The sequence below is a fragment of the Marinobacterium aestuarii genome (assembly GCF_001651805.1).
GTDB classification, from domain to species: domain Bacteria; phylum Pseudomonadota; class Gammaproteobacteria; order Pseudomonadales; family Balneatricaceae; genus Marinobacterium_A; species Marinobacterium_A aestuarii.
Genome location: NZ_CP015839.1, coordinates 338466 through 362456 on the forward strand (window position 1 = coordinate 338466; position 23991 = coordinate 362456).

20 protein-coding genes are annotated in these 23991 nt (G+C 60.1%); 10 read left to right on the forward strand and 10 right to left on the reverse strand.

All coding sequences use genetic code 11. The features are described 5' to 3' along the window. Positions 1-10: 10 nt before the first annotated feature. Positions 11-745 carry a 16S rRNA (uracil(1498)-N(3))-methyltransferase gene (locus A8C75_RS01480; RefSeq protein ID WP_067377096.1) on the reverse strand — a complete coding sequence of 245 codons (735 nt, stop codon included), beginning with the start codon at positions 743-745 and terminating at the stop codon, positions 11-13. Between the two features lie 368 nt (positions 746-1113). Between A8C75_RS01480 and A8C75_RS01485 the strand changes: the two genes are divergently transcribed. The 4 genes from A8C75_RS01485 (at position 1114) to A8C75_RS01500 (ending at position 5866) form a co-directional block, all read left to right on the forward strand. Further along, on the forward strand, positions 1114-2676 hold the full coding sequence (locus A8C75_RS01485) for an ABC transporter ATP-binding protein (protein ID WP_067377099.1): 1563 nt from the start codon (positions 1114-1116) through the stop codon (positions 2674-2676). Continuing rightward, complete coding sequence (locus A8C75_RS01490; RefSeq protein ID WP_067377102.1) at positions 2669-3766, forward strand: ABC transporter permease; 1098 nt, start codon at positions 2669-2671, stop codon at positions 3764-3766. The genes A8C75_RS01485 and A8C75_RS01490 overlap by 8 nt, the downstream gene beginning before the upstream one ends. A 5-nt stretch (positions 3767-3771) precedes the next feature. Then, positions 3772-4698 carry an ABC transporter permease gene (locus tag A8C75_RS01495; RefSeq protein ID WP_067377105.1) on the forward strand — a complete coding sequence of 309 codons (927 nt, stop codon included), beginning with the start codon at positions 3772-3774 and terminating at the stop codon, positions 4696-4698. Positions 4699-4780: 82 nt separating this feature from the next. Continuing rightward, positions 4781-5866: a BMP family ABC transporter substrate-binding protein gene (locus tag A8C75_RS01500; protein ID WP_067377108.1), complete on the forward strand. Its 1086-nt coding sequence runs from the start codon at positions 4781-4783 to the stop codon at positions 5864-5866. 229 nt (positions 5867-6095) lie between these two features. Here A8C75_RS01500 and metK read toward each other — a convergent pair whose 3' ends face one another. Further along, positions 6096-7286, reverse strand: a complete 1191-nt coding sequence (metK, locus tag A8C75_RS01505; protein WP_067377112.1) for a methionine adenosyltransferase — start codon at positions 7284-7286, stop codon at positions 6096-6098. 291 nt (positions 7287-7577) lie between these two features. On the opposite strand from metK, the gene tkt reads away from it, so the two are divergent. The 4 genes from tkt (at position 7578) to fba (ending at position 13051) form a co-directional block, all read left to right on the forward strand. Beyond that, a complete protein-coding gene (tkt, locus tag A8C75_RS01510) occupies positions 7578-9572 on the forward strand; it encodes a transketolase (protein ID WP_067377115.1) in 1995 nt (664 codons plus the stop codon). 49 nt (positions 9573-9621) lie between these two features. Beyond that, on the forward strand, positions 9622-10641 hold the full coding sequence (locus A8C75_RS01515; protein ID WP_067377118.1) for a type I glyceraldehyde-3-phosphate dehydrogenase: 1020 nt from the start codon (positions 9622-9624) through the stop codon (positions 10639-10641). Between the two features lie 54 nt (positions 10642-10695). Continuing rightward, positions 10696-11856 carry a phosphoglycerate kinase gene (locus A8C75_RS01520; RefSeq protein ID WP_067377121.1) on the forward strand — a complete coding sequence of 387 codons (1161 nt, stop codon included), beginning with the start codon at positions 10696-10698 and terminating at the stop codon, positions 11854-11856. Positions 11857-11986: 130 nt separating this feature from the next. After that, entirely contained in the window at positions 11987-13051 is a 1065-nt protein-coding gene (gene fba, locus A8C75_RS01525; protein ID WP_067377124.1) for a class II fructose-bisphosphate aldolase, read from the forward strand. 79 nt (positions 13052-13130) lie between these two features. Here the strand turns inward: fba and A8C75_RS01530 are convergent, their stop codons facing one another. From A8C75_RS01530 to A8C75_RS01565, 8 genes are all read right to left on the reverse strand, one after another. Further along, the gene (locus A8C75_RS01530; protein WP_067377128.1) at positions 13131-14609 is read right to left on the reverse strand and encodes a mannitol dehydrogenase family protein; all 1479 of its coding nucleotides are present in this window, start codon (positions 14607-14609) and stop codon (positions 13131-13133) included. A gap of 150 nt (positions 14610-14759) precedes the next feature. Further along, complete coding sequence (locus A8C75_RS01535) at positions 14760-15869, reverse strand: ABC transporter ATP-binding protein (RefSeq protein WP_067377131.1); 1110 nt, start codon at positions 15867-15869, stop codon at positions 14760-14762. Between the two features lie 70 nt (positions 15870-15939). After that, positions 15940-16773 (reverse strand): carbohydrate ABC transporter permease, encoded by an 834-nt coding sequence (locus A8C75_RS01540; protein WP_067377134.1) that lies wholly within the window; start codon positions 16771-16773, stop codon positions 15940-15942. 114 nt (positions 16774-16887) lie between these two features. Then, positions 16888-17730 carry a carbohydrate ABC transporter permease gene (locus A8C75_RS01545; RefSeq protein WP_227819994.1) on the reverse strand — a complete coding sequence of 281 codons (843 nt, stop codon included), beginning with the start codon at positions 17728-17730 and terminating at the stop codon, positions 16888-16890. Positions 17731-17948: 218 nt separating this feature from the next. Next, on the reverse strand, positions 17949-19286 hold the full coding sequence (locus A8C75_RS01550; RefSeq protein WP_067377141.1) for an ABC transporter substrate-binding protein: 1338 nt from the start codon (positions 19284-19286) through the stop codon (positions 17949-17951). A 372-nt stretch (positions 19287-19658) separates the two neighbouring features. Next, positions 19659-20693, reverse strand: coding sequence for an NAD(P)-dependent alcohol dehydrogenase (locus A8C75_RS01555; RefSeq protein ID WP_067377144.1), 1035 nt, complete (start codon positions 20691-20693; stop codon positions 19659-19661). A gap of 143 nt (positions 20694-20836) precedes the next feature. Next, entirely contained in the window at positions 20837-21724 is an 888-nt protein-coding gene (locus tag A8C75_RS01560) for an AraC family transcriptional regulator (RefSeq protein WP_067377147.1), read from the reverse strand. Positions 21725-21899: 175 nt separating this feature from the next. Beyond that, positions 21900-22793 carry an AraC family transcriptional regulator gene (locus A8C75_RS01565; RefSeq protein ID WP_067377150.1) on the reverse strand — a complete coding sequence of 298 codons (894 nt, stop codon included), beginning with the start codon at positions 22791-22793 and terminating at the stop codon, positions 21900-21902. 161 nt (positions 22794-22954) lie between these two features. On the opposite strand from A8C75_RS01565, the gene A8C75_RS01570 reads away from it, so the two are divergent. Both A8C75_RS01570 and A8C75_RS01575 read left to right on the forward strand, forming a co-directional pair. Next, positions 22955-23563: a L,D-transpeptidase family protein gene (locus A8C75_RS01570; protein WP_084783651.1), complete on the forward strand. Its 609-nt coding sequence runs from the start codon at positions 22955-22957 to the stop codon at positions 23561-23563. A 99-nt stretch (positions 23564-23662) separates the two neighbouring features. Further along, positions 23663-23938: an Lpp/OprI family alanine-zipper lipoprotein gene (locus A8C75_RS01575; RefSeq protein WP_067377153.1), complete on the forward strand. Its 276-nt coding sequence runs from the start codon at positions 23663-23665 to the stop codon at positions 23936-23938. Positions 23939-23991: the final 53 nt, after the last annotated feature.

Consider the following 23991-nt stretch of genomic DNA (forward strand, 5'->3'; position numbering starts at 1 on the left):
CGCCGACGATTCAACCAGCGCTCAAGTCACCCCAGTAACTTTGCAGAATGGCCTGGGCCACCACAGGTGCGGTTTCGGTGCGCAGTACCCTGGGCCCCAGCGCCACGGGTTGAAAGCCTGCGGTGATGGCCAGCTGTACCTCGGCTTCGGTCAGGCCACCCTCTGGGCCTATGAGCAGTGCGATGGACGACGGGCGGGGCAGATCGCCCAGGGGGCAGGCGCTGTGGTGATGCAGCACCAGCTTTAGGTCCGCCTCGACATTGCTGACCCAGTGCTCCAGTGGTTCCGGGGCATCCAGCTGCGGCACTGTGCAGCGCAGGCTCTGTTCGCAGGCGCTGATGGCCACCTGCTGCCAGTGGCGCAGACGTTTGTCCTGGCGCTCGCTCTTGAGTTTAACTTCGCAGCGCTCCGAGAACAGCGGCGTCATGCGCGCCATGCCAAGCTCGGTGGCTTTCTGCACGGCATAATCCATGCGCTCGCCACGGGACAGGGTTTGGCCGATATGTATCTGCAGTGCACTGTCGCGGCTGGGTCTTTCCTGGCTTTCAATGCGTACCTGCAGGCTGCGCTTGTCCACTTCGGTCGCGGTGGCGAGACACTCACTGCCATCGCCATTAAACAGCATGACCTGATCACCCGCACGCATGCGCAGAGTACGGGCCAGGTGTTGCACGTTGTTGTCGCTCAGCAGCAGGGTATCGCCGGGGTTCATGGGCTGGGGTTCGTGGCAACGCGGAATACGCATCCGGCAGGGCTCCGTGGAGATTCGAAAGCGGCATTATGCCACAAGCTGTGAGAGGAGCTGCCCCGATTCGGCGCTGCCCGCTAGCGAGCAGTGGGCACCCTTTAGGTGCGCTTTTACTGCGGGGCCGGAACCCGGTGCAAGCGGATGGGATGGCGCTGGAAAGTTTGAAATTGACTAAAAGGTCAGAAAGTAACAGGCTTTGCCCTTGATTCAGGCGTGGTACCGCCGACCCAGGGGCGGTGCGCGCAGAGGCTGGCACGGTGGTTGCTGTGCAAGAGTGACACTGTAGCGCCAGGGCTCGGCGCTAGGGCTGCGCATGAACTATTCTCAGTGCGCGCCACCTGGCAATTCCATGATGGAACGATTTTATGACGACAGCACAACCGCAGCCCAGGCTGTCCCTGCGCAATATCAGCAAGCGCTTCCCCGGTGTTCTGGCCAATGATCGTGTCTGCCTGAACCTGTATCCGGGAGAGATTCACGCCATGCTGGGTGAGAACGGTGCCGGCAAAAGCACGCTGATGAAAATGATCTACGGCGTGATGAAACCCGACGAAGGCGAAATTCACTGGCAGGGCCGGCCGGTTGACATCGCCGAACCCGCTCAGGCACGGGCGCTTGGTATCGGCATGGTGTTCCAGCACTTTGCCCTGTTTGAAACCCTGACGGTGACGGAAAATATCGCCCTGAGTCTGCCGGCCCGCGAGGCTCGAGATCTGAAAGCGCTGGGGCGGCGCATTCGGGAGGTCTCCGAGCGCTATGGCATGGCGCTGGAGCCTGACCGGCTGGTGCATTCGCTGTCCATAGGCGCGCGTCAGCGGGTCGAGATCGTGCGTTGCCTGATCCAGGACATCAAACTGCTGATTCTGGATGAGCCCACCTCGGTGCTGACGCCGCAGGAAGTTGAAGGCCTGTTTAAAACGCTGAATCAGCTCGCCGCAGAGGGCTGTAGCATTCTGTTTATCAGCCACAAACTGAATGAAGTGCGGGCCCTGTGCCATAACGCCACTATTCTGCGCGGCGGCCGGGTCACCGGTGAATGCAAGCCGGTGGAGGAAAGCGCCCATAGCATCGCCCGCATGATGGTGGGGGAAGACACCCCCCTCAGTACGACCTATGAAAAGCGCGAGGGCGGTGATGACTTTCTGGTGGTGCGGGACCTGTCGCTCAAGAGCCTGGATCCCTTCGGTACCCGGCTGAAAAACATCAATCTGCGGGTGCGAAAGGGCGAGATCGTTGGCATTGCCGGCGTGGCGGGCAATGGTCAGGATGAATTGCTGGCCGCACTCAGTGGCGAACGCCTGGGCGAGGATGCGGGCCAGATCTGTGTACCGGCCGGGCGCATAGCGCTGCTGCCGCCATTACAGCGGCGCAATCAGGGGTTGGCATTTGTGCCGGAAGAGCGCCTGGGGCGTGGTGCGGTACCGGACATGAGCCTGGCGGAAAACGGTCTGCTCACGGCTTTTGGTGCAGGCCTGGTGAAAAACGGCCTGGTGAACTGGGGTCGGACGCGGGACTTTGCCCAGGGCATCGTTGATGACTTCAAGGTCAAGTGTGGCGGCATAGATGCCAGTGCCAAAAGCCTGTCGGGCGGCAATCTGCAGAAATTCATTATCGGTCGCGAGATCCGCCAGAAACCGTCGCTGCTGCTGGCCGCTCACCCGACCTGGGGGGTGGATATAGGCGCGGCCGTGGCCATCCACAAGGCGCTGATCGAGCTGCGTGATGCGGGCACCGCCATTCTTATTGTTTCGGAGGATATCGACGAGCTTTTCGAAATATCCGACCGTATCTGTGCCATTTGTCATGGTGAACTGTCGCCGTTGAAAGCGGTGAGCGACACCAGCATCGGCGAAGTGGGGCGCTGGATGACCGGTGATTTTGACACCGCGCAGGGCACTGGGCCAACACAGGGAGAATCCCATGTTTAAAGTGGAAAAGCGGCCGGTCGAATCCCGTCTGATGGGGTATCTGTCGCCGGTACTGGCCGCGGTGCTGACGCTGGTCTCGGGGGCTCTGTTGTTTCTGTTGCTGGGGCAAAGTCCGCTCGAAGGGCTTTATACGTTCTTTGTTATGCCGCTAAGCGATCTGTACGGCCTGTCGGAGCTGGGGGTCAAGGCGGCACCTATTCTGCTCTGTGCCATGGGCCTGGCGGTCTGCTATCGCGCCAAGGTGTGGAATATAGGTGCCGAGGGGCAGCTGCTGTTCGGTGCCCTGATCGGCAGCTGGGCGGCACTGCAGTTGCTGCAGGCCGAGGGTGCCTGGGTGCTGCCGCTGGTGCTGCTGGCGGGTGCGTTGGGCGGCATGTTCTGGGGCCTGATTCCGGCACTGCTGCGTACGCACTTCAATACCAACGAGATTCTCACCACCATTATGCTCAACTACATAGCACTCAATGTGCTTTTGTATGGGGTGCATGGGCCGCTGAAAGATCCGGATGGCTACAACTTCCCCGAATCTGCGCTCTTTTCCGAATCGACCCTGTTGCCCACCCTGCTGGACGGTACCCGGGTGCATATAGGGGTGCTCTTCGCGCTGCTGGCGGTGGCGGTGGTCTGGGTGTTGCTGAGTCGTACCTTTGTTGGCTTTCAGATCCGGGTGCTGGGTCTGGATGCACGGGCGGCGCATTATGCCGGCTATCACGAAAAACACCTGGTGATCTTCGTGTTGATGCTGTGCGGTGGCCTGGCGGGGCTGGCCGGTGTGCTTGAGGTCACAGGCCCCATAGGTCAGCTGGTGCCGCAGGTATCGCCGGGCTACGGCTACGCGGCCATTATCGTGGCCTTTCTGGGGCGGCTGCACCCGGTGGGTATCCTGCTGGCCAGCCTGCTGATGGCGCTGGTCTACATGGGCGGCGAGATGGTGCAGATCGAACTGGGCCTGCCCCAGGCGCTGACGGGACTCTTCCAGGGCATGTTGCTGCTGTATCTGCTGGCGTGCGATTTCCTGATTCACTACCGCATTCGTCTGGTTGGCCGTGCGGCTGCCAGCGCTGCTGCGCCTGCCTCCGAAGGAGCCTGACCGACATGGATATCGATTTTATTATCAATGTGCTCTACGCCATGATCCGTACCGGTACGCCGCTGCTGATAGTCGCGCTGGGTGAACTGGTATGCGAGCGTTCCGGCGTGCTGAATCTGGGGCAGGAAGGCATGATGCTGGTGGGCGCGGTCTGTGGCTTTATTGTTGCCGCAACCACCGGCAGCCTGTTTCTGGGTGTGTTGGCAGCAATGCTGGCGGGTTGCCTGATGGCTTTGCTGTTTGGTCTGGTGGCGCTGGGCCTGAGTGCGACCCAGGTGGCGACCGGGCTGGCGCTGACCATTCTGGGGGCAGGTCTCAGTGCCTTTATTGGCGAGAGTTTTGTCGGCCAGACAGTGCAGGGCTTCAAGGCGCTGCCCATTCCGCTGCTGAGCGAGATTCCGCTGCTCGGGCCCCTGCTGTTCAATCATGATGTGCTGGTGTACCTGTCCTTCGGGCTTTTTGCCGGCGTGATCTGGTTTCTGCGCAGCACCCGGGCCGGCCTGATGCTCAAGGCCATCGGCGAAACGCCGGAATCGGCCACAGCGGTCGGACTGCCGGTGATGCGGGTGCGCTATCTGGCGGTGCTGTTTGGCGGTGCCATGGCGGGGCTGGCGGGGGGCTACCTGTCGCTGGCCTATACTCCGCTCTGGGCTGAGGGCATGACGGCGGGGCGTGGCTGGATTGCGCTGGCGCTGGTGGTCTTTGCCAGCTGGCGTGCCGAGCGGGTGATGTTCGGCGCCTACCTGTTTGGTCTGGCGAGTATTCTGCATCTTATAGTACAGGGCATGGGCGTGAGTATTTCGTCCAACCTGCTGGCCATGCTGCCCTATGTGGTAACCATCCTGGTGCTGGTACTGCTGTCGAGCGACAAGGCCAGGGTTCGGCTGTACGCGCCCATGTCCCTGGGCAAGCCTTTTCATCGCACCCAGTAGCCGGCCGGTGGCGCAGGCAACCTGGGCAGAGTGGATACAAGAGTTCAAAACAGCGGTTAATAACAGCAGGAGAGTGGAATCTATGGCAATGCAATTGGGAGCTTTGGTTCGTGTCGCGTCGACGCTATTGCTGGCAACGGCTATATCCGCGGCAGCGCTGGCGCAGGAGCCGTTGAAGGTGGGTTTTGTCTATATAGGCCCCACCGGTGACGCGGGTTACACCTATGCCCATGACAAGGGCCGCAAGTACATGGAAGAAAAGCTGGGCGACCAGGTCACCTCGACCTACGTTGAGAACGTCGCCGAAGGTGCGGACTCCGAGCGCGTGATTCGCCAGCTGGCGAAAAGCGGCAATGAGCTGATTTTCACCACCTCCTTTGGTTACATGAACCCGACCCTGAAAGTGGCCAAGCAGTTTCCCAAGGTGGCCTTTGAGCATGCAACCGGCTACAAGCGCGCCGCCAATGTGGGCACTTATATGGGGCGTATCTACGAGTCGCGCTATCTCACAGGTGTGATTGCCGGCAAGATGACCAAGAGCAATGTGGTGGGTTATGTCGGCTCATTCCCGATTCCCGAAGTGGTGCGCGGCATCAATGCCTTCACCCAGGGGCTGCGCAGTGTTAACCCCGACGCCACCGTGAAGGTGGTCTGGGTCAGCTCCTGGTATGACCCCGCCAAGGAGCTGGAAGCGGCGGAAAGCCTGATTCTGCAGGGCGCCGACGTTATCAGTCAGCACACGGATTCAGCGGGCCCGATCCAGGCGGCTGAAGCCAAGGGTGTCTACGCCTTTGGGTACAACTCCGACATGTCGCTCTACGGCAAGAATGCACACCTGAGTGCGGCTGTGTTCAATTGGGGACCACTGTACGAAGCCAAGGCCCGTGCCGTGATCGACGGTAGCTGGAAGGCTGAGGATGTCTGGGAGGGTCTGGCGGCAGGTTATGTGGATATAGCACCCATGAACGATGCGGTACCGGCTGATGTACAGCAGCTGGTGATGGATCTCAAGCAGCAGATTGTCGATGGCAAGCTCCATCCTTTCGCCGGTCCTCTGACGAATCAGGCAGGGGAGATAGTGGTGGCAGAGGGTGAAGTACTGGCCGACAAGGACATGCTGTCCATGGGCTATTACGTCCAGGGCGTTGAAGGCGAATTACCCAAGTAACCGTTCGTCCTGAACATTGCCGCTCATGCACATCCATGTGCCCGCGGCATGACCGCCAGGGATGGCGCTAATCCTGAAAACGCAGGAGCAGTTTTCAGGGACCGTTCGTCCTGAACATAAACCCTGCTCTCGTACATCCTGTACCCGCAGGATAAGTACATCCCTGTACAAAAAAGGGCTGCCAATGGCAGCCCTTTTTTGATTCGACGCCTTAGGCGCAGGATCTGGATCAGATACCGGCGTCGGCGCGCAGGGCGTCGGCCTTGTCGGTACGTTCCCAGGTGAAGGCGGTGAAGGTATCGTTGCCCACCGTCATTTCGTAGGGGTCGCGACCGAAGTGACCGTAGGCCGCGGTGGCCAGGTACATCGGGTGCAGCAGATCAAGCATGCGGGTGATAGCGAACGGACGCAGGTCGAAGTGCGCGTTTATCAGCTGGATGATCTTGTCATCGGAGATCTTGCCGGTGCCAAAGGTGTTGATGGCAACAGAGGTTGGCTCAGCCACACCTATGGCGTAGGACACCTGAATCTCGCAGCGGTCGGCCAGGCCTGCAGCCACAATGTTCTTGGCGACGTAGCGGCCGGCATAGGCGGCGGAACGGTCAACCTTGGACGGGTCCTTGCCGGAGAAGGCACCGCCACCGTGACGGGCCATGCCGCCGTAAGTGTCAACGATGATCTTGCGTCCGGTCAGGCCGCAATCGCCCACTGGGCCGCCGATAACGAACTTGCCGGTCGGGTTGATGTGGAACTTGGTGTCCTTGCTGATCCATTCGGCCGGCAGCACGTGCTTGATGATCAGTTCCATCACGGCTTCACGCAGGTCGTTCTGGTGAACTTCCGGGTTGTGCTGGGTCGAGAGTACAACAGCGTCTATACCGCAGGGCTTGCCGTTTTCGTAACGGAAAGTGATCTGGGACTTGGCATCCGGACGCAGCCAGGGCAGCAGGCCCGAACGGCGCGCTTCGGCCTGACGCTCAACCAGACGGTGGGCGTAGGTGATAGGTGCCGGCATCAGCACATCTGTGTCATTGGAGGCATAGCCGAACATCAGACCCTGGTCACCGGCGCCCTGATCTTCGGGGCGTGAGCGGTCAACACCCTGGGCGATATCGATGGACTGCTTGCCGATGATGTTGATAACACCACAGGTTTCGCCGTCGTAGCCGACCTCGGAGGAGGTGTAGCCGATCTTGCAGATTACGTCACGGACGAGTTTCTCCAGATCGATCCAGGCATTGGTGCTGATCTCGCCGGACACTATGGCAACACCGGTTTTGACCATGGTTTCGCAGGCCACACGGGCGTACTTGTCTTCGGCAATGATGGCATCAAGTACTGCGTCGGAAATCTGGTCCGCAATCTTGTCTGGATGGCCTTCAGACACGGATTCGGAAGTGAACAAGCCGTATTCGCTCATCTGCGCTATGCATCCTCTTTTCAGGGGTATAACTAATAAGGAACCCGTGCCAGACCGGCCAGGCGATTTCATAATTGCGCGCATTTTACCGGCGATGGATGCAAAATGCATGACGAATGCCGGCGTTTTTAATGAAATTTTCCCTAATTCATATGAAATTACCTCATTCAGGTGCAAAAAAGATCGATTCCCATTTGATGCCGGAGGGCAACTAAGCGAAAATTACGCCTTTCAAATTTTCAGTCCTCCACACTCTTACTTGTTCGGGTTAAAATCCCAGGAGTTGTTTTAATGTCCTCTCGCAGAGAACTTGCCAACGCCATTCGTGCGCTGAGTATGGATGCCGTCCAGAAAGCGAAGTCCGGCCACCCCGGAGCGCCCATGGGCATGGCGGATATCGCCGAAGTGCTTTGGAACGACTTCCTGAAACACAGCCCCACCAACCCGCAGTGGTTCGACCGCGACCGCTTCGTGCTGTCCAACGGTCACGGTTCCATGCTGGTTTACTCGCTGCTGCACCTGAGCGGTTATGACGTCAGCATCGACGACATTAAAAACTTCCGTCAGCTGCATTCCAAAACCGCCGGTCACCCCGAATACGGTTACTGCCCGGGTGTTGAAACCACCACAGGCCCGCTGGGCCAGGGCGTGTCCAATGCCGTGGGCTTTGCCATCGCCGAGAAGACGCTGGCGGCGCAGTTCAACCGCGACGGTCACGACATCATCGATCACTACACCTACACCTTCATGGGTGATGGCTGCATGATGGAAGGTATTTCCCACGAGTCCTGCGCTCTGGCCGGCACCCTGGGTCTGGGCAAGCTGATCGCATTCTGGGATGACAACGGCATCTCCATCGATGGCGAAGTGGAAGGCTGGTTCACCGACGACACGCCCAAGCGTTTCGAAGCCTACGGCTGGCAGGTCATCGCCGGCGTTGATGGCCATGACGCGGATCAGATCCGTGCCGCCATCGAGCAGGCCCAGGAGAACAGCACTCAGCCGACCCTGATCTGCTGCAAGACCATTATCGGTTTTGGCTCCCCCAACAAGGAAGGCAAGGAAGACTGCCACGGCGCGCCCCTGGGCGACGACGAAATTGCCCTGACCCGCGCACGTCTGGGCTGGACCCACGGCCCCTTCGAAGTGCCGCAGGACATCTATGACGACTGGGATGCCCGCGCGTCCGGCAACCAAGACGAAAACGAGTGGAATGCGCGCTTTGCCAGCTATCGCGCCGAGTTCCCGGAACTGGCTGACCAGCTGCTGCGTCGCATCAGCGGCGACCTGCCGGCGGACTTCTCCGCCAAGGCCGATGCCTGGATTCAGGAAGTGGCCGACAAGGGTGACACCATTGCCTCGCGCAAGGCGTCCCAGAATGCGCTGAATGCATTTGGTCCCATGCTGCCTGAACTGCTTGGCGGCTCGGCGGATCTGGCCGGTTCCAACCTGACGCTCTGGTCCGGTGCCAAGGGCATCGGCCGTGAAGATGCCAGCGGCAACTACCTGTTTTACGGCGTGCGCGAGTTCGGCATGTCGGCCATCATGAACGGCCTGGCCCTGCACGGCGGTTTTGTTCCCTACGGCGCCACCTTCCTGGTGTTCATGGAATATGCCCGCAATGCCCTGCGCATGGCGGCCCTGATGAAGCAGCGTGTGATCCACGTTTACACCCACGACTCTATCGGTCTGGGCGAAGACGGCCCGACGCACCAGCCGGTGGAGCAGATCTCCAACCTGCGTCACACCCCCAACATGAGCCTGTGGCGTCCCTGCGATGCGGTTGAATCCGCCGTCGCCTGGAAGTCCGCGCTGGAGCGTACCGATGGCCCGAGTGCGCTGATTTTCTCGCGTCAGAACCTGCCGCACCAGGCCCGCAGCGCCGAGCAGCTGGCCAATGTTGCCAAGGGTGGTTACATCCTGCGTGACTGCACAGGTCAGCCCGACGCCATCCTGATCGCCACCGGCTCCGAAGTGGGTCTGGTGATGGATGCCGCCGAGATCCTGAGCAAGGAAGGCAAGCAGGTACGTGTGGTATCCATGCCCTCCACCGATCGTTTTGAAGCCCAGGACGCCGCCTACCGCGAGTCGGTTCTGCCGGCCCAGGTCAGCGCCCGTGTGGCGGTGGAAGCGGCTCAGGCGGACTACTGGTACAAGTACGTGGGCCTGAACGGCGCTATCGTCGGCATGCGCAGCTTCGGCGAATCGGCCCCGGCCGGTGAGCTGTTCAAGTACTTCGGCTTTACCGTCGAAAATGTCGTCGACACTGTAAAATCGATCCTTTAATGGTTCCAGGGCCGGCTTTTGCCGGCCTTGCCTTTGGCGTCGGATGTCGATGAAATATCGCGTTGCAATCAACGGTTACGGCCGAATCGGGCAGTGTGTACTGCGCGCCATCTATGAGTGCGGCTTTCGCCGTGACTTTGAGGTGGTGGCGCTGAACGAGCTGGCGGATATCGAGACGGTCAGTTACCTGACGCGCTACGACACCACCCATGGGCGTTTTCCGTTGCCGGTGTCCCATGATGGCAACGACCTGCTGATCGATGGCGACCGGATTCGGGTGCTTAATGAACCCGACCCGCGCAACCTGCCCTGGCGCGAGCTGCAGGTGGATCTGGTGCTGGAGTGTTCCGGTGCCTTCAAGGATCGCCACAGTGCCGAGCTGCATCTGGCCAAGGGCGCGGGCCGGCTGCTGTTTTCACAGCCGGCGACGGCCGAGGTGGATGCCACTATCGTTTACGGGCTGAATCAGCAGTTGCTGCGGGCGTCCCATAGGATAGTGTCGGCGGCCTCCTGTACCACCAACTGCGTGGTGCCGGTGCTGGATCTGCTGGACCGTGAGTTTGGCATTGTGAATGGCGTCACCACGACCATCCACTCGGCCATGAACGACCAGCCGGTGATCGATAGCTATCATCAGACGGATCTGCGCCTGACGCGCAGCGCGCTGCAGTCGATTATCCCGGTGGATACGGGGCTTGGGCGCGGTATCGACCGCCTGTTGCCCCACCTGGCGGGGCGCTTTGAGTGTCTGCATCTGCGGGTGCCGACCATCAACGTCTCGGCCATGGATCTGACCGTCAATGTGCGGCGTGAAACCTCGGTTGAAGAGGTCAATGCCCTGATGCGCGCCAGCGCCAATGGCGCGCTGCAGGGGTTGCTGGGGTACACCAACGAGGCCCATGCCTCGGTGGACTTCAACCGCGACCCGCGCTCCGGCGTGTTTGACGCCACCCAGACCCGGGTCAGTGGCGGCACCATGCTGAAGATGCTGTGCTGGTTCGACAACGAATGGGGTTTTGCCAATCGCATGATGGATGTCGCGCGCTACTGGCTTAATCGGCGGGACTAGGCATCGAAACGGTTTTACGGCTTTTAAATTTCACAAGCATAGGTAGGACACTCAATGAGCGTACTGAAAATGACGGAGCTTGATCTGGCCGGCAAAAGCGTCCTGATCAGGGAAGATCTCAATGTGCCGATCAAGGACGGCCTGGTCACTTCGGATGCGCGCATCCGTGCCGCCCTGCCGACGCTGGAGCTTGCGCTCAAGGCCGGTGCCAAAGTCATGGTGATGTCTCACCTGGGCCGCCCGACCGAAGGCGAGTATGACGAGCAGTACTCCCTGGCGCCGGTTGCGGCTCACCTGGGCAAGCTGCTGGGTCGCGAGATCCCGCTGATCAAGGACTGGACCGAGGGTGGTTTCAGTGTGGGCGAAGGCGAGCTGGTGCTGCTGGAAAACGTGCGCTTCAACGCCGGTGAGAAGAAAGACGATGAAGCCCTGTCACGCAAGATGGCTGCGCTGTGCGATGTCTACGTGATGGATGCCTTTGGTACCGCACACCGCGCCCAGGCGTCGACCCACGGTGTTGCCCGTTTTGCCACCCAGGCCTGCGCCGGGCCGTTGCTGGCCGGTGAGCTGGATGCACTGGGCAAGGCGCTGCTGAACCCTGCGCGTCCGCTGGCAGCCATCGTCGGCGGTTCCAAGGTTTCCACCAAGCTGGAAGTGCTGAATTCGCTGTCCGACAAGGTCGATCTGCTGATCGTCGGTGGCGGCATCGCCAATACCTTCCTGGCTGCTGCCGGCAAGCCGGTGGGCAAGTCCCTGTGCGAGCATGATCTGCTTCCGATCGCCAAGGCGCTGATGGAGCGGGTTTCCATTCCGCTGCCGGTGGATGTGGTGGTGGCGACCGAGTTCGCCGAAACCGCAACCGCAACGGTCAAGCTGGTGGACGATGTGGCTGCCGATGACATGATTCTGGACATAGGCCCGCAGTCTGCTGCGGCTCTGGCCGAATTGCTCAAGAACGCCGGCACCATTATCTGGAACGGCCCGGTTGGCGTGTTCGAATTCGACCAGTTCGGCGAGGGCACCAAAACCCTGTCGCTGGCAATTGCGGCCAGCGAAGGCTTCTCCATTGCCGGTGGTGGCGACACCCTAGCGGCGGTGGACAAGTACGGTATCGCCGACCAGGTGTCCTACATCTCTACCGGTGGCGGCGCTTTCCTCGAGTTTGTCGAAGGCAAGATACTGCCGGCCGTGGCGATGCTGGAGTCGCGCAGCTGAGCTAACGTTGAATTGAACGGGCTGATGCACTTGTGTGTCAGCGACTGACCCGGCACAGGCCGGGCATTGAACTGAATCCGGGTTGCCGCCACAGGCGGCAATCCTCTGAACTGAAATTAAGGGTGACCTAATGGCTCTCATCTCCATGCGTCAGCTGCTGGATCATGCCGCCGAAACCGGCTATGGCATTCCAGCCTTTAACGTCAACAACCTGGAACAGATGCGCGCCATCATGGAAGCGGCTGCCAAGACCGACTCTCCGGTGATAGTGCAGGCCTCTGCCGGTGCTCGCAAATATGCGGGTTCCAACTTTCTGCGTCACATGATTTTGGCCGCGATTGAAGAATTCCCGCACATCCCGGTGTGCATGCACCAGGACCATGGCACCTCGCCGGCCATCTGCCAGCGCTCCATCGCCATGGGTTTTTCATCCGTCATGATGGACGGCTCCCTGGGTGAAGATGGCAAGACGCCGACCAGCTACGAGTACAACGTTGATGTGACCCGTCGTACCGTCGAAATGGCGCACGCCTGCGGTGTCTCGGTGGAAGGCGAGCTCGGTTGCCTGGGTTCACTGGAAACCGGACAGGCCGGCGAAGAAGACGGTATCGGTGCCGAAGGCATCCTGACCCACGATCAAATGCTGACCGATCCGGATGAAGCGGCTGATTTTGTCAGCAAAACCAACGTTGATGCCCTGGCGATTGCCTGCGGTACCTCCCACGGCGCTTACAAGTTCAGCCGCCCACCCACCGGCGATATCCTGGACATCAACCGCATCAAGGCGATCCATCAGCGCATTCCGGGCACCCACCTGGTCATGCACGGATCTTCGTCTGTGCCCCAGGAGTGGCTGGCGGTGATCAACGAGTTCGGTGGCGAGATTCCGGAAACCTACGGTGTGCCGGTCGAGCAGATCGTTGAAGGCATCAAGCACGGCGTGCGCAAGGTCAATATCGATACCGACCTGCGTCTGGCCTCTACCGGTGCGGTACGTCGCTTCCTGGCGCAAAACCCGTCCGAGTTTGACCCGCGCAAATTCCTCAAGGCGACCATGACGGCCATGAGCGATATCTGCGAAGCCCGCTTCGAAGCTTTCGGCACCGCCGGCAATGCCAGCAAGCTGCGCGCTATTTCGCTCGAAGACATGGCCACGCGCTATGAGCGCGGCGAACTGAATGCCAAGGTGAACTGAGCCATTGGGTACTGAAAAAGGCGACCTTAGGGTCGCCTTTTTGCGTTATGGGCTTTTTGCGTGCCCGGGCAAACCGGGCTCAGGCAGCCCAGGTTTCCTGCTCCAGTGTGGCGGTTACGCCCTGATGCTGCAGTTGCTGCAGGGCGGTATCGACGGCGGTGACAAAGCCGACAGAGTGCTGTAGCTGCGGGCCGAAAATTTCCTCAAGGCCGAGAAGTCGACCACTGATCCCAACGGCTTCTGCCGTAGCGCTGAGTAGCTGATCGGCGAGCGGGTCTTCGACCTTGTAGTCAGCGCCGGGTTGCCGGGCGTTATGCAGATATAAGGCCCAGCCCGCCAGGATCAGGGCAAAGCGGTGTGCGGGTGCGCCTGCTTCGAGGCGTTCTTCCAGGGTGCCCAGAATAAACTTGGGAATCTTGCTGGAGCCATCCATGCACAGACGCGCCAGCTGGTCGCCGATGCGAGGGTTGGCGAAGCGCTCAACCAGGGTGTCCTTGTACTGCTCTAGGCTGATGCCTTCGATAGTGCCAAGCGTTGGGGTGACATCCAGGTCCATAAAGCGGCGGATAAAGCCGCTCAGGCGGGCATCCTGCATCACTTCGTGGCTGTATCTGTAGCCCATCAGGTAGCCCAGATAGCTCATGGCCGAGTGGCTGGCGTTGAGCAGGCGCATTTTCATCTGTTCATAGGGTGCTACATCGGCGGTAAACTGCACGCCAACCTGTTCCCAGGCCGGGCGGCCGTTGCAGAAATCATCTTCCATGACCCACTGCAGAAAGGGCTCGCAGACCACCGGCCAGGCATCCTCAATGGCGGCAAAGTTGCGCAGCAGCTCCTTGTGGGCGCTGGTGGTGATAGGCGTAATGCGATCGACCATGCTGTTAGGGAAGCTGGCATTTTCAGCGATCCAGCTGGCCAGAGCTTGATCGTGGCGTGCGGCAAAGCTCAACAGCGCGTGGCGCGCCTTGTCACCATTGTGGGGCAGGTTGTCGCAGGACATCAGGGTGAAGGCCGGCAGCCCCCGCTCGCGGCGTGTTGCCAGGGCGGCGCTAAGGTAGCCGAACACAGTGCGTGGTGACTGCGGGTTAGCCAGGTCATGCACAATATCAGCGTGGTCAAAATTGAATTCGCCGCTGTGATCATCCAGCAGATAGCCGCCCTCGGTAATGGTGAGGGAGACAATACGGGTCTGGGGCGAGGCCAGTTTTTCCAGCACGGCTGCGGGGCTGTCCGGTGCAAACAGGTAGTCGCTGATGGCGCCTATGACTTCGACGCGCGGGTACTCGGCTTGACCCAGCTCCATCAGGCTGTAGAGGTAATCCTGCTCGCGCAGCACCTGCGCCATGGCACTATCGCTCTCGCGCAGGCCTATGCCGCAGATACCCCAGTTCTGATCCTGCGTCAGACGCAGAAAACGCTCGGTATAGACGGCCTCATGGGCACGGTGAAAGCCGCCCACACCAATATGCACTATGCCATGGCCCAGGGCATGGCGTGGATAGGTGGGGTGCGCTATGTGTTCGCCCAGCTGAGCGATAGTGGCATTGTTGAGTTTCACAGGAATCACCAGGAATTTATCAGAGCGTCGCTGGCCGCGACAACAGGGACGGCGGGCAGAAGCGCAAAGGGTTGCGATAAAAAACCGCTGGGCCTGGCGAACCAGGCCCAGCGGGTGGCAGACGCCAAAACTTTTAAGGGTGTCGCTGACTCAGGCAGCCTGGGCTGGAGTGCGCGGGCGCGGGATGGTCTTGCCATCGGCATCGAACAGGTGCGCCTGGGACAGGTCCGGGATCAGGGCCGCGTGCTGGCCGTAGTCAGCGCTGAAATCCCCAGGCGCGCGCACGGTCATCATTTCGCCATTGCCCAGCTTGATGTAGCAGTAGGTATCGGCACCCAGGTGCTCGGTGACGTCCAGGCGTACCTTGAACGGGCTGGCATCGCTGGCGACCACGTCGATATGCTCGGGGCGGATGCCCATGGTGATGTCATCACCGACCTTGAGGCGGGCGCTCTGGTGCGGCAGCTGATACTCCGGGCCGCACTCCAGGGCTACCGTCAGGTCGCTGCTGCTGACCGCCTTGACGGTGCCTTTGAGGAAGGCCATTTTCGGCGTGCCGATGAAGCCCGCCACGAACTGGTTCACCGGGTGGTGGTAGAGTTCCAGCGGCGAGCCGACCTGCTCGACGCGCCCGGCGTTCAGGACCACCACCTTGTCGGCCAGGGTCATGGCTTCGACCTGGTCGTGGGTGACGTAGATCATGGTGGCGTTGAGTTCCTTGTGCAGCCGCGCCAGTTCCAGGCGCATCAGTACGCGCAGGGCGGCATCAAGGTTGGACAGCGGCTCGTCGAACAGGAACACCTTGGGGTTACGCACTATGGCGCGGCCTATGGCAACGCGCTGGCGCTGGCCACCGGACAGGGCCTTGGGCTTGCGTTCCAGCAAGGGGCCAAGCTCCAGTACCTTGGCGGCGTCGTCGACCTTGCGCTGGACTTCGGCCTTGTCGATGCCGGCCAGGTCCAGGGCGAAGGACATGTTCTTGCGCACCGTCATGTGCGGATAGAGGGCGTAGCTCTGGAATACCATGGCCAGGTCGCGCTTGGCCGGGGCCACGTCGGTGATGTCGCGCTCGTCCAGGTGGATGTGGCCGCTGGTGACTTCTTCCAGGCCGGCGATCAGGCGCAGCAGGGTCGACTTGCCACAGCCCGAGGGACCGACAAAGACGACGAATTCGTGATCCCTGATGTCCAGGTCGATGCCTTTGATGATGTGGATGTCGTCGAAGCTTTTTTTCAGGTTGCGAATCGTCAGATCAGACATGGGAAAATCCTCGTGTTTCTGGACGCCGCCGGGATCGTCACGGCGGCGTTGCTCAGCGTGTTGTTGTTATTTATTTCACGGCGCCAAAGGACAGACCGCGCACCAGCTGTTTCTGACTCAGCCAGCCGAAGATCAGAATAGGCGCACAGGCCAGCGTCGATACGGCGGACAGCTTGGCCCAGAAGAGCCCTTCGGGACTGGAGTAGGACGCCACCAGGGCCGTGAGCGGGGCGGCCGACGAGGCGGTGAGGTTGAGTGACCAGAAGGCTTCGTTCCAGCTCAGGATCAGGGACAGCAGTACCGTCGAGGCCAGGCCGCCCTTGCTGATCGGCAGCAGCACGCGGTAGATCTCCTGCAGCGCGGTGGCACCATCCAGGCGGGCCGCTTCGAGGATTTCCTTGGGGATTTCCTTGAAGTAGGTGTACACCATCCAGACCATGATCGGCAGGTTGATCAGGGTGTAGATGATTACCAGCCCGGTCTTGGTATCCAGCAGGCCCGCATCCTTGAACAGCAGATAGATGGGCACCAGCACGCCGACCGGCGGCAGCATCTTGGTGGACAGCATCCACAGCAGCGTCGACTTGGTGCGCTTGGTTTCAAAAAACGCCATTGAGTAGGCTGCAGGTACGGCCAGCAGCATGCCCAGCAGGGTCGAACCGAAGGACACGACCACCGAGTTCCAGGCGAAGTGGAAGTAGTCACTGCGCTGGTCGATTTCCAGGTAGTTCTCAAGCGTCGGCGTAAAGAACAGCTGTGGCGGCGTGGCGAAAGCATCGATCTCGGTCTTGAAGCTGGTCAGTATCATCCAGAAGATCGGGAAGAAGATGCACAGTGCCACCAGCCAGGCCAGCGCACCCAGCAGAACGGTCTGCAGCTGGCGACCTTGTTTTAATGTCAGCATCACGACCTCCTAAGCCTTGTCGGTAAGCGTGGCGTTTGCATGAGCGCCGATCATTCGCATGAGAATGGCCTGCACTGGGTGACGTCGTTTTAGAGTCATCATGGTCGTGTCCTCTTAGGCCTTGTCGGTTAAGTTCTTGCCAATCATTCTTATCAGAATGAAGGCAGCAACATTGGCGAGCAGTACCGCCACCAGACCACCGGCCGAGGCCAGGCCGACGTCGAACTGCAGCAGTGCCTGGCTATATATGAGGTAGGCCAGGTTGGTGGTCTCGTAGCCCGGGCCACCGCCGGTGGTGGTAAAGATCTCGGCAAAGATCGACAGCAGGAAGATGGTCTCGATCATCACCACCACGGCAATCGGGCGCGCCAGGTGCGGCAGGGTGATGTGCCAGAAGATGGAGACGGGGCCGGCGCCATCCAGGCGAGCCGCATCCTTCTGTTCCTGGTCCAGTGACTGCATGGCGGTCATCAGCAGCAGCACGGCGAAGGGCACCCACTGCCAGGACACGATCATGATGATGGCTTCCATCGGATAGGTGGAAAACCAGTCAATGGGCTGGGCGCCAAAAAAGCGCCACACGGCCGCAAAGACCCCGGACACCGGGTGCAGCAGCAGGTTCTTCCACACCAGCGCACTCACGGTGGGCATGATGAAGAAGGGTGAAATCAGCAGCACGCGCACGATGCCGCGGCCCCAGAAGGGGGTGTCCACCAGCACCGCAATCAGGACCCCGACGACGACACTGATAATCAGTACCGAACACACCAGCAGCAGGGTGTTCGTCATGCCGGCGCTAAAGCCTTCGTCGGTCAGAAAGAAGGTAAAGTTTTCCAGGCCGACAAAGTCGTTATCGCCCGGGTACAGCAGGTTGTAGCGAATCAGGGAAAAATACAGGGTCATGGCCAGCGGAACCGCCATCCAGACCAGCAGCACCAGCACCGACGGTGACACCATGGCCAGGCTGAGACGGCTCTGTCGGCGTTTTTCCGCCTTGACGGTTAGCGACGCCGAGGCGTCAGCCGTCCCCTCGGCTTGCAGACTTGAGATGCTCATGGGAAGTGCTCATTTTGTAGTTATTCGGAGGATCGACAGGGCAGGCGGGCACCGACCGGTGCCTGCCTGCGGGGTCCTGCGCCTTAAGGCTTAAAGCTTAAAGCTTAAGGCTTAACCATTTACTGGTAGTAGCGGGCGCGCTTCATCTCGCGCTCAGTGACAGACTGCGAGCTGGTCAGGGCTTCTTCGACCGTCATGCTGCCCGCCAGGGCACCGGATACCAGCTTGCCGACCTGGGTGGCAATGGACTGGAACTCAGGAATGGCCGCGAACTGAATGCCGGTATAAGGCGTAGGCTTGACCGTCGAGTCATCCGGGTTGGCACGGTCCATGGACTCCAGGGTTCTGGCCGCAAAAGGCGCGGCGGCCATGTACTCGGCATTGGCATAGGTCGATGCCCGGCTGCCCGGCGGCATGGCGGCAATACCAAACTTCTCGGCCACCAGCTGGCTGTACTCCTTGGACGTTGCCCAGGTCACGAAGGCCGTGGCGGCGTCCTTGGCATCGGAGCTGGCGGGAATGCCCAGACCCCAGGACCAGAGCCAGCCGGCCCCCTTGGTCGTCACCTGCTGCGGCGCCAGGGCAAAACCGACGCTGTCGGTTACATTGCTCTGGGCGGCATCGGTCACGAAGGAGCCTGCCACAGTGGCATCAACCCAGATGGCGCACTTGCCGGAGTTGAACAGCGCCAGGTTCTCGTTAAAGCCGTTGGAGGACGCGCCTGGAGGACCGTAGTTGCCCAGCAGGTCGACATAGAAGCTGACGGTGTTTTTCCACTCTGCGCCGTCGAACTCAGGCTTCCACTGCTCATCGAACCAGCGTGCGCCAAAGGCATTGGACATGGTGCTGACCAGCGCCATGTTCTCGCCCCAGCCCGCCTTGCCACGCAGACAGATACCGTACTGCTCCTGCTCGGGCTTGTGCAGCGCCTTGGCAAAGTCCCGCACCTGATCCCAGCTCGGCTGTTCCGGCATAGCGAGGCCCGCGGCTTCAAACAGGTCGGTGCGGTAATAGGTCATGGAGCTTTCGGAATAAAACGGCAGGGCATAGAGGGTGCCCTCGGACGACAGACCGTTACGAACGGACGGGAATATATCCGCCACATCGTAGTCTGCCGGCAGATTATCCATCGGCGCCAGCCAGCCTTTCTTGCCCCAGATCGGCGTTTCGTACATGCCGATGGTCATGACATCAAACTGACCGCCGCCGGTGGCGATATCGGTGGTCAGGCGCTGACGCAGCACGTTCTCTTCCAGCACCACCCACTCCAGCGTGATATCCGGATGGGTTGCTTCGAAGGCGCTGGACAGCTCCTGCATGCGAATCATGTCACCGTTGTTGACGGTGCCGATGGTCACAGTGGCGGCATTGACGCCCAGGGATGCCAGGGCAATGGAGGATGCAAGCAGGGTGGAGGTAATCGGTGAATTCTTCACGTTACGAGCCTCTTTTATCATTATGGTGTCGGTCGATGTCTCGCTAATTCTGTTCCAGGGGCTGTGGCTCACTGCAGAGTCGGCCAGGTCACACAGTCATCAGGACATGCCCATTACACTGCGAATGGGGGTGTCTGCACAAATACCCTGTCGAGTCGGATATGTACTTTTTTGCCATCTGTCATGATTGGAAAATGGCGAATATGCCGGTTTTACTGGGCTGCAGGTTGGTTTTGGGTGGTGGTTATGCTGATCTCATCATAAAAGTACTTAATCTGGGGCGAAAACAAGGTTGGCGGTGACGCTAGAGGGATTCGGTTCAGTGACGGAATCCCTCGAGGCCACAGGAGAGATGGGGCTTAAATGAGGTTGAGACGCACGCAGCTGTAGCTTTTAGCCGAAACAGATCTGGACCTTGACGTCGCCGGGCTCGGCCCGGGCAGCTCGTTCGAAAGCTTCAATACCTTTTTCGAACGGCATTACACAGGACACCATGGGTTTGATATTCAGTTTCCCCGAACCCAGCAGCGCCAGCGCCCGGGGAAACTGGTTGGCATAGCGGAATACGGATTCGAGCCGCAGCTCTTTCGCCTGCATGGCGACTATGTCCATGGCCACGGGGGCAGGCGGCATGCCAACCAGCACGACACAGCCACCGGGGCACGCCAGCTCAAACAGCTTTGCATAGGCCTTGGGGCTGCCGGAGGCCTCAAACACCAGCTGGGCACCCCAATTGTCTGTCAGCTGCGCCACCCGTTCGCACAGGTTTTCGCGGCTGATATTCACCGCCGTGATGCCATCGTAGGCCGCGGCTATATCGAGCTTTTCCTGCACCAGATCGGCAATGATCACGCGGCTGCAGCCGCCGGCCAGCACGGCGAGGGCGGTGAGTATGCCGATGGTGCCAGCGCCAATGACCACAGCGATATCGCCGGGCCTGATTCGGGCTTTTTCGGCGGCCTGCATGCCTGTGGCCAAGGGCTCAATCAGCGCACCTTCGGCGAAGCTGACGTTGTCTGGCAGCTTGAAAGTGAAGTTGGCCGGATGCACGACTTCCGGCATCAGGCAGCCGTGAACCGGCGGCGTGGCCCAGAAACTGACTGCTGGATCCAGGTTGTACTTGCCCTCAAGGGTGGCGCGAGACCTGAGGTCCGGAATGCCGGGCTCCATGCAGACCCGGTCTCCCGGCTGCAGGTGGGTGACCTTGTCGCCAACGGCGATGACCATGCCGGCGGCTTCGTGGCCCAGCACCATGGGTTCGCGCACCACAAAGGGCCCTATGCTGCCGTGCTTGTAATAATGCACATCGCTGCCACAGACGCCGACGTTGCGTACGGCAATCCTGACGTCGTCCGGGCCCATAGCCTGGTCGATGGCGATATCTCGAATGGACAGTTGTCCTGCCTGTTCCAAAATCAGTGCTTGCATGGAGCCCCCAGTGTTGTTCGGCGCAGTGCCGCTTATCCGGACATCCGGTTTGATAACCCCATTAGATGTTTTTTCGCCGTGGACTAAAAATACGCTGCGGCCGGGGGGCTGTACTTTTTTGTCGGAGGGGCTTGCCGCCGTGATCAGAGGACCCGCTGAGAAACCGTTTTCCTGTATTCGCTGGGGGTCATGTCCTTGAGTTCGAGAAAGCGGCGATTGAAGTTGGCGATGTTGTTATAGCCGACTTCGAAGCAGATCGCGGTGATGGGGTTGTCACTATAGGCCAGTAATTCCGAGGCCCTGTTGATGCGCAGCATATTGATGAAATCCACAAACTTGTGGCCTGACGCACGCTTGAAGCGTTTTGAAAACTGGGTCTGGCTCATGTCCATATGGAGCGCAACCTCGTCCAGCGGCAGTTCGCGCTCGTAGTGTTGCAGGATGTAATCGACGGCGCTGTTCAACCAGTCGAGATGCTTGCCGTCGGTCAGAGGCCGGTGCCAGGCGCTGGACAGGGTGTGACAGTGTTCGCAACTGGCCAGCAGCTCGAGCAGCGTCAGAAAGCAGACCAGGCGCTGCAGCCCCCGCGCCTGTGCGATGGCGTCAAACAATGCGGTAGCCTGCGCGATCGTATGCGGATGGGTGAATTCCAGCCCCCGTTTTGCCCGCTCAAGCAGTGGCGTGAAAGCGCGCATTTCCGGAAATATGGCCTGTGCATCGTGCAGCAGGGCGGCGGGGAAGTGAATCACCTGGTCGCGCAGGGGCACCCGTTCGTCTTCCGCCAGGTTGCTGATCCAGTTGTGCGGCAGGTCGGGGGCCACCAGTACCAGGTTGCCGGGCCTAAAGTTGCCGATGTAGTCGCCGACAAAGATTCTGCCCGAGGTCGCACGCACCAGGTGCACTTCAAATTCCCGGTGATGATGCCAGCGAATCAGCGCGCTGGGGACGCCGTGCTGAATGTAATGAATGGATTCACAGGCGGGCTGGTCGACCCATTCATAGTCTGGCTGGCGCTGCGGGTCTGTATGCATGGGCGGGTTCCTGAACAGGGTTGCCACTCTGCCCGTGGTCCGGGGGCGATTAAGCGCTGCACGGGCGACAGGGGCAGCCGAATCAGCATTGGATGTCACCCTGCGCCTGTCTGGCAAATACTCGGTGACGGTCCCTCTGTACTATTTTGCCGCCTCTTCTAGCGCAGGCTTGGGCTCAGCCACGGTAGAGCAGGTCGGCCGAGGTGCGGCGGTATTCAGACGGGGTCATGCCCTTGACGGCATGGAAGCGGCGGTTGAAATTGGCGATATTGTTGAAGCCGGCGGAAAAACAGATATCGGTGATGGGCTCGTCGGTATGGGCCAGGCGCTCGCAGGCGCGATTGATACGCAAGCCGTTGACGAAGTCGATAAAGCGCCGCCCGGTAGCTTTCTTGAAAAACTTGGAGAAGTAGCTTGGGCCCATGTCCAGCCGACTGGCCACATCCTCCAGCGCCAGATCTTGATCGTAATGATCAACAATGTACTGCACCGCCTCGTTGACCTTCTCAAGGGTTTTCTTGTCGGCGATGGGAATGTAGTTGGTGGACGACAGCACCCGGTATTCCGAGGTCGAGGCGAGCAGGTCGAGCAGGGTCCAGAAACGGGTCAGGCGGCGAAAGCCACGGGCACCGGCCAGATCCTCAAACAGGGCATCGGCCTGGTGAATCATCTTGGGATCAAGGAATTCAATGCCGTACTGGGCGCGCTCCCAGAAGGGCGCCAAGGACTGCATTTCCGGGAAGGTACTGCTGCAGGTTTCGACCAGATCATGGGAGAAGTTGATGACCCGGTCTCTTAAATCTACCGACTCGCCGTCGGGCAGCTGGCTGATCCAGTTATGGGGCAGGTTGGGCCCCACCAGAATCAGCTGGTTGGCGTTGAAGTTGCCGATATAGTCGCCCACGAAGACCTTGCCGCTGGTGGCCTTGATCAGGTGCAGCTCGTATTCCGAGTGATAGTGCCAGCGCACCAGCTCGCAGGGATAGCCGTGCTGCAGGTAACGGATGGATTCGTCTCCCTGCTGGTCAACCCGTTCAAATTCTGGCTGAAGGCGTGCTTTGTCGGTCATGTTGGCGTGTCGTCACTGATCCTGAGGTTCTGCCGCTGTGTTTCTCGGTACGACTATTACAAGAATAGCCGCTGCCGCGGTGGGACAGCGGTTTATTCTGGCCTGAAGTGCAGCCCGGTGTCACCGAATATCATCCATTGTCGGGCAGGAACGGATTACCTATGCTGAGAGAATACGGCAGGTATCAGGCAGGCAGCGCCCGGGAGGCGACGGTGTATATTGGGGGCTTGGGCGGGCAGTGGCTGTCGGCAATTGTGCTCTGGAGTTGCCTGGTCGGCAGCGCCGCAGCGGAGGTCTGGGTGCAGGTGGATACCAAAGCCCAGACGCTGCAGGTGCTGGATGATGAGCGGGTGCTGGATCGCTTTGACCGCGTCGCCCTGGGCGTGGCTGGCGCAGGTCTGAAACAGAGGCGCGGCGATGACAAGACACCGCTGGGCAGTTTTCGGGTGGGCTGGTTTAACAGTCAGAGCCGTTTCGGGCTCTTTATCGGTCTGGATTACCCCAACCGTGACTATGCAGAGGGGGCGCTGCAGGATGGGCGCATCGACAGTCAGACCCACGCCCGCATTATCGCTGCGCTGGATGCCGGGCGCACACCCCCGCAGGATACGCCTCTGGGCGGGCAGATCGGCATCCACGGGCTGGGAGCCGGCAACCCCGATGTCCACGGGCTGTTCAACTGGACTAACGGCTGCGTCGCCCTGACCGATGCCGAGATGCGTCGCTTGGTCAAATGGGTTGCAGCGGGCACCCGGGTGGAAATCCGCTAGTGTACGAACCTGTGGATAACTGCTTGCGGTGCACTGGTCTATGCTGAGCGTACAACCCCTTCGGTTGCTACCCTTCCCAGTGATTCAGGAGTGTCTTAAATGAGGACCCGTGATCTATTGAAAATATCTGCTCTTGTCGCCTTTGCTGCACTGTCTTTTGGCTGTGCCAGTTCCGGTGACATGCGTAGCATGAAACAGATGCATGAGCAGGAAATGCAGCGTACACAGTCGACCGCAGACAGCGCCAAGGCGACAGCCGATGACGCTTTGCGGGTGGCCAATGAAGCCAGGGCCATGGCCGCCGAAGCCAATGCCCGCAGTATGGCGACCGAGGAAAAAATCAACCGCATGTTCCAGAAGTCCATGATGAAATAGCACCGGCGAAGGCCACAGCGAAGCCGCTACAGCACGGGGAAGGCGCGAAAACG

Bases quoted from the DNA above. Each gene is read 5' to 3' on its own strand.
- A8C75_RS01480 (WP_067377096.1), bottom strand. From the start codon at position 745: ATGCGTATTCCGCGTTGCCACGAACCCCAGCCCATGAACCCCGGCGAT.
- A8C75_RS01485 (WP_067377099.1), top strand. From the start codon at position 1,114: ATGACGACAGCACAACCGCAGCCCAGGCTGTCCCTGCGCAATATCAGC.
- A8C75_RS01490 (WP_067377102.1), top strand. From the start codon at position 2,669: ATGTTTAAAGTGGAAAAGCGGCCGGTCGAATCCCGTCTGATGGGGTAT.
- A8C75_RS01495 (WP_067377105.1), top strand. From the start codon at position 3,772: ATGGATATCGATTTTATTATCAATGTGCTCTACGCCATGATCCGTACC.
- A8C75_RS01500 (WP_067377108.1), top strand. From the start codon at position 4,781: ATGGCAATGCAATTGGGAGCTTTGGTTCGTGTCGCGTCGACGCTATTG.
- metK (WP_067377112.1), bottom strand. From the start codon at position 7,286: ATGAGCGAATACGGCTTGTTCACTTCCGAATCCGTGTCTGAAGGCCAT.
- tkt (WP_067377115.1), top strand. From the start codon at position 7,578: ATGTCCTCTCGCAGAGAACTTGCCAACGCCATTCGTGCGCTGAGTATG.
- A8C75_RS01515 (WP_067377118.1), top strand. From the start codon at position 9,622: ATGAAATATCGCGTTGCAATCAACGGTTACGGCCGAATCGGGCAGTGT.
- A8C75_RS01520 (WP_067377121.1), top strand. From the start codon at position 10,696: ATGAGCGTACTGAAAATGACGGAGCTTGATCTGGCCGGCAAAAGCGTC.
- fba (WP_067377124.1), top strand. From the start codon at position 11,987: ATGGCTCTCATCTCCATGCGTCAGCTGCTGGATCATGCCGCCGAAACC.
- A8C75_RS01535 (WP_067377131.1), bottom strand. From the start codon at position 15,869: ATGTCTGATCTGACGATTCGCAACCTGAAAAAAAGCTTCGACGACATC.
- A8C75_RS01540 (WP_067377134.1), bottom strand. From the start codon at position 16,773: ATGCTGACATTAAAACAAGGTCGCCAGCTGCAGACCGTTCTGCTGGGT.
- A8C75_RS01545 (WP_227819994.1), bottom strand. From the start codon at position 17,730: ATGGTGTCACCGTCGGTGCTGGTGCTGCTGGTCTGGATGGCGGTTCCG.
- A8C75_RS01550 (WP_067377141.1), bottom strand. From the start codon at position 19,286: ATGATAAAAGAGGCTCGTAACGTGAAGAATTCACCGATTACCTCCACC.
- A8C75_RS01555 (WP_067377144.1), bottom strand. From the start codon at position 20,693: ATGCAAGCACTGATTTTGGAACAGGCAGGACAACTGTCCATTCGAGAT.
- A8C75_RS01560 (WP_067377147.1), bottom strand. From the start codon at position 21,724: ATGCATACAGACCCGCAGCGCCAGCCAGACTATGAATGGGTCGACCAG.
- A8C75_RS01565 (WP_067377150.1), bottom strand. From the start codon at position 22,793: ATGACCGACAAAGCACGCCTTCAGCCAGAATTTGAACGGGTTGACCAG.
- A8C75_RS01570 (WP_084783651.1), top strand. From the start codon at position 22,955: ATGCTGAGAGAATACGGCAGGTATCAGGCAGGCAGCGCCCGGGAGGCG.
- A8C75_RS01575 (WP_067377153.1), top strand. From the start codon at position 23,663: ATGAGGACCCGTGATCTATTGAAAATATCTGCTCTTGTCGCCTTTGCT.